We start from the raw sequence: 4,800 nt of genomic DNA, 5'->3' as shown, positions 1-4,800 counted from the left end.
ACGTCGGGGACGCGGGCCGCATCGTCTCGCTGGAGCACTTCGGTGCCTCGGCCGACGGCAAGGTCCTCTTCCGCGAGTACGGCTTCACTCCCGAGAACGTGGCCGCCGTTGCTCGGGAATCCATCGCGGCCGCCCAGCGCTGACGCTCATATACGACACGTAGGAGATGCAATTTCCATGACAGACGCACTGAAGCGCCTCTCCGAGGAAGGCGTGGCGATCTGGCTGGACGACCTGTCGCGCAAGCGGATCACGTCCGGCAACCTCGCCGAGCTGATCGACCAGCAGCACGTCGTGGGCGTCACCACCAACCCGTCGATCTTCCAGAAGGCGATCAGCAGCGGGGACGGCTACGAGCAGCAGGTCGAGGATCTGGCCTTCCGCAAGGTGACCGTCGAAGAGGCCATCCGCATGATCACCACGGCGGACGTCCGTGACGCCGCCGACATCCTGCGCCCGGTCTTCGACGCCACCGGCGGCCAGGACGGCCGGGTCTCCATCGAGGTCGACCCTCGCCTGGCGCACAACACCAAGGCGACGGTGGCCGAGGCCAAGCAGCTCGCCTGGCTGGTGGACCGCCCGAACACCCTGATCAAGATCCCGGCGACGCAGGCGGGCCTGCCCGCGATCACCGAGACCATCGGCCTCGGCATCAGCGTGAACGTGACGCTGATCTTCTCGCTGGAGCGCTACCGCGAGGTCATGGACGCCTACCTGGCCGGTCTGGAGAAGGCCAAGGAGCGCGGCCTGGACCTGTCGAAGATCCACTCGGTGGCGTCCTTCTTCGTGTCCCGTGTGGACACCGAGATCGACAAGCGGCTCGACGCGCTCGGCACGACCGAGGCCAAGGCCGCCCGCGGCAAGGCGGGCGTCGCCAACGCGCGGCTCGCCTACCAGGCGTACGAGGAGGTGTTCGCCTCTGGCGACAATTCGACACAGCCCTCGGATCGCTGGAGCGCGCTGGAGAGCGCGGGCGCCAACAAGCAGCGTCCGCTGTGGGCCTCCACAGGCGTGAAGGACCCGGCGTACAAGCCGACCCTGTACGTGGACGAGCTGGTCGCGCCGAACACCGTGAACACCATGCCGGAGGCCACGCTGGAGGCCACGGCCGAGAGCGGCGAGATCCGCGGCAACGCGATCGCCGGTACGTACGAGCAGTCGCGTGCCGAGCTGGACGCGGTCGAGAAGCTCGGGATCTCGTACGACGAGGTCGTCCAGCTCCTGGAGGACGAGGGCGTCGAGAAGTTCGAGGCGTCCTGGAACGACCTGCTCAAGTCGACCGAGGCGGAGCTCCAGCGCCTCGCCCCCTCGGAAGGCTGACGCCTTGGCACCCCTTCCCGTCTCCGGGGCGAATCCGCTCCGTGACCCGGCGGACCGACGGCTCCCGCGTATCGCGGGGCCGTCGGGCCTGGTCATCTTCGGCGTCACGGGCGATCTGTCCCGCAAGAAGCTGATGCCCGCGGTGTACGACCTCGCCAACCGCGGGCTGCTGCCGCCGGGCTTCTCGCTCGTCGGCTTCGCCCGCCGCGAGTGGGCGAACGAGGACTTCGCCCAGGAGGTCCACGACGCGGTCAAGGAGCACGCCCGCACCCCCTTCCGCGAGGAGGTCTGGCAGCAGCTCATCCAGGGCATGCGTTTCGTCCAGGGCACCTTCGACGACGACGACGCGTTCGAGCGGCTGCGCGAGACGATCGAGGAGCTGGACAAGGCGCAGGGCACGGGCGGGAACTTCGCGTTCTACCTCTCCGTACCGCCGTCGGCGTTCCCCGTGGTCATCCAGCAGCTGAAGAAGCACGGGCTGGCCGACCAGACGGGCGGCTCCTGGCGGCGCGCGGTCATCGAGAAGCCGTTCGGCCACGATCTGGAGTCGGCCCAGCAGCTCAACGCGATCGTGCACGAGGTCTTCGCCCCGGACCAGGTCTTCCGTATCGACCACTACCTGGGCAAGGAGACCGTCCAGAACATCCTGGCGCTCCGGTTCGCCAACCAGATGTTCGAGCCGATCTGGAACCGGTCGTACGTCGACCATGTGCAGATCACGATGGCCGAGGACATCGGTATCGGCGGCCGCGCCGGCTACTACGACGGCATCGGCGCCGCCCGCGACGTCATCCAGAACCACCTCCTCCAGCTGATGGCCCTCACGGCCATGGAGGAGCCCGCCTCCTTCGACGCGGACGCGCTCGCCGCGGAGAAGACCAAGGTGCTCGGCGCGGTACGGCTGCCGAAGGACCTGGGCCGCGACACCGTGCGCGGGCAGTACGCGGCGGGCTGGCAGGGCGGCGAGAAGGTGATCGGCTACCTCGAAGAGGACGGCATCGACGCCAACTCGAAGACCGACACGTACGCGGCGATCAGACTGGGCGTCGACAACCGCCGCTGGGCGGGCGTCCCCTTCTATCTGCGCACGGGCAAGCGGCTCGGCCGCCGGGTCACCGAGATCGCGGTCGTCTTCCAGCGCGCCCCGCACTCCCCCTTCGACACGACCGCCACCGAGGAACTCGGCCAGAACGCGGTCGTCATCCGTGTCCAGCCCGACGAGGGCGTCACGGTCCGCTTCGGCTCCAAGGTGCCCGGCACCTCCATGGAGATCCGGGACGTGTCGATGGACTTCGCGTACGGCGAGTCGTTCACGGAGTCGAGCCCGGAGGCGTACGAGCGCCTCATCCTCGACGTCCTGCTCGGCGACTCGAACCTCTTCCCGCGCACCGAGGAGGTCGAGCTGTCCTGGGAGATCCTCGACCCGATCGAGGAGTACTGGGAGAAGAACGGCAGGCCCGCGCAGTATCCGGCGGGCACCTGGGGCCCGGTCGAGGCGGACCAGATGCTCGAGCGAGACGGACGGAGCTGGCGCCGGCCATGAAGATAGACCTCACGGACACCACGGCCAGCAAGATCAACAAGGCGTTGGTGCAGGGCCGCCGTGCGATCGGCACGCCGGCCGTCGGCATGGTGCTCACCCTCGTCATCGTCACCGACGAGGAGAACGCCTACGACGCCCTGAAGGCGGCCAACGACGCCTCGCACGAGCATCCCTCGCGCACCCTCGTCGTCATACGGCGCGTCTCCCGCTCGCCGCGCGACCGCACCCAGTCCCGGCTGGACGCCGAGGTGCGGGTGGGCGCGGACGCGGGCACCGGTGAGACGGTCGTGCTGCGGCTGTACGGCGAGGTGTCCGACCACGCCCAGTCCGTGGTGCTGCCGCTGCTGCTGCCGGACGCCCCCGTCGTGGTCTGGTGGCCGGTGGGCGCGCCGCGCGATCCGGCGAAGGACCCGCTGGGCGCGCTGGGGCAGCGCCGGGTCACCGACAGCTACTCGGCGGAGAAGCCGATCGACGAGCTGCGGGCCCGGGCCGAGAGCTACGAGCCGGGCGACACCGACCTCGCGTGGGCCCGCATCACGCCGTGGCGCTCGGTACTGGCCGCCGCGCTCGACCAGGTGCGGTGCGAGGTCATCTCCGCCGAGGTGACGGGCGAGGAGTTCAACCCGAGCGTCGAACTCCTGGCCATGTGGCTCGCCGACCGGCTCCACGTGCATGTCCGGCGCGGGGTCTCCTCGGGTCCGGGCCTGACCGAGGTGCGGCTGGAGACCACCGGCGGCCCCATCGCGCTCAACCGGCCGGACGGGGCGATGGCCACGCTGGCACTGCGGGGTCAGCCGGACCGCGCGGTGGCGCTGAAGCGCCGTGAGACGGCGGAGCTGATCGCGGAGGAGCTGCGGCGGCTCGATCCGGACGACACGTACGCGTCGGCGCTGCGGTTCGGGGTGGACCGGCTGGGCGGAGCCGCCTCTGGCGTGCCGAGGGTGCCGGTGTCGGCATCGGCTGAGGTGTCGGCATCGGGGGGAGCCTCGGCATCGACTGAGGTGTCGGCGTTGCGGCCGGCACTGCCGCCTGCCCCTCCGTCGCCTTCGGCCCCTCCGGCCCCTTCGGCGTCGGGGGACGGCGACGGCGACGGCGGGAGTCGGCCCTCTCCCGCTCAGATGCCCGCGGTCAAGAAGGCGGCGCCGTAGTGAGTACCCCACAGCTGGTCGTGCACCGCGACAAGGAACTGATGGCGCAGGCCGCCGCGGCCCGGCTGATCACGAAGATCGTCGACGCCCAGGCCTCGCGCGGCCATGCCTCGGTGGTCCTCACGGGCGGCCGCAACGGCAACGGTGTGCTGGCCGCGCTCGCGGCCGCCCCCGCTCGGGACGCGATCGACTGGGGCCACATCGATCTGTGGTGGGGTGACGAGCGGTTCCTGCCCGAGGGTGATCCGGACCGCAATGTCACCCAGGCCCGCGAGGCTCTGCTGGACTCGGTGCCGGTGGACCCCGAGCGCGTGCATGCCATGCCCGCGGCGGAGGGGCCGTACGGTGCGGATGCGGACGCGGCGGCTGCCGGGTACGCGGAGGAGTTGGCACGGGCGGCGGGTCCGGAGAACCACAGTTCGGTTCCGGCGTTCGATGTGCTGATGCTGGGTGTCGGGCCGGACACGCATGTGGCGTCTCTGTTCCCGGGACACCCCGCGGTACGGGAGACCGAGCGTGCGGTGGTGGGCGTGCACGGCGCCCCCAAGCCGCCGCCGACCCGGGTCACGCTGACGCTGCCGGCCATCCGTTCGGCGCGTGAGGTGTGGCTCCTGGCGGCGGGCGAGGACAAGGCCCGGGCCGTGGCGATCGGGCTCTCGGGTGCGGGGGAGGTCCAGGCGCCGGTGGCGGGCGCGTATGGCCGCGCCCGCACCCTGTGGCTGCTGGACGCGGCGGCGGCGTCGCAATTGCCCCGTTCCCTGTACCCACCGGCGTCACCCTGAGGGTTTT

General features: G+C 70.7%; 4 protein-coding genes. All 4 read left to right on the top strand.

All coding sequences use genetic code 11. From position 1 onward, the window contains the following. Positions 1-177: 177 nt before the first annotated feature. The 4 genes from tal to pgl are packed head-to-tail and all read left to right on the top strand — an operon-like array spanning position 178 to position 4,793. The gene (gene tal, locus FNH04_RS41350) at positions 178-1,320 is read left to right on the top strand and encodes a transaldolase (RefSeq protein WP_152791364.1); all 1,143 of its coding nucleotides are present in this window, start codon (positions 178-180) and stop codon (positions 1,318-1,320) included. Between the two features lie 4 nt (positions 1,321-1,324). Continuing rightward, positions 1,325-2,863, top strand: a complete 1,539-nt coding sequence (zwf, locus tag FNH04_RS41345; RefSeq protein ID WP_152791362.1) for a glucose-6-phosphate dehydrogenase — start codon at positions 1,325-1,327, stop codon at positions 2,861-2,863. Further along, entirely contained in the window at positions 2,860-4,011 is a 1,152-nt protein-coding gene (gene opcA, locus FNH04_RS41340) for a glucose-6-phosphate dehydrogenase assembly protein OpcA (RefSeq protein ID WP_152791360.1), read from the top strand. Before zwf ends, opcA begins: the two co-directional genes overlap by 4 nt. After that, entirely contained in the window at positions 4,011-4,793 is a 783-nt protein-coding gene (pgl, locus tag FNH04_RS41335) for a 6-phosphogluconolactonase (RefSeq protein WP_322725367.1), read from the top strand. The genes opcA and pgl overlap by 1 nt, the downstream gene beginning before the upstream one ends. The last annotated feature ends 7 nt before the right edge of the window (positions 4,794-4,800 follow it).

The organism is Streptomyces phyllanthi, assembly GCF_009377205.1.
Classification (GTDB): domain Bacteria; phylum Actinomycetota; class Actinomycetes; order Streptomycetales; family Streptomycetaceae; genus Streptomyces; species Streptomyces phyllanthi.
Note: the sequence above shows the minus strand (reverse complement) of the source record. Positions and strands in the feature narration are given on the sequence as shown.

Coding starts and splice junctions, on each gene's coding strand:
- tal (WP_152791364.1), top strand. CDS start 178: ATGACAGACGCACTGAAGCGCCTCTCCGAGGAAGGCGTGGCGATCTGG.
- opcA (WP_152791360.1), top strand. CDS start 2,860: ATGAAGATAGACCTCACGGACACCACGGCCAGCAAGATCAACAAGGCG.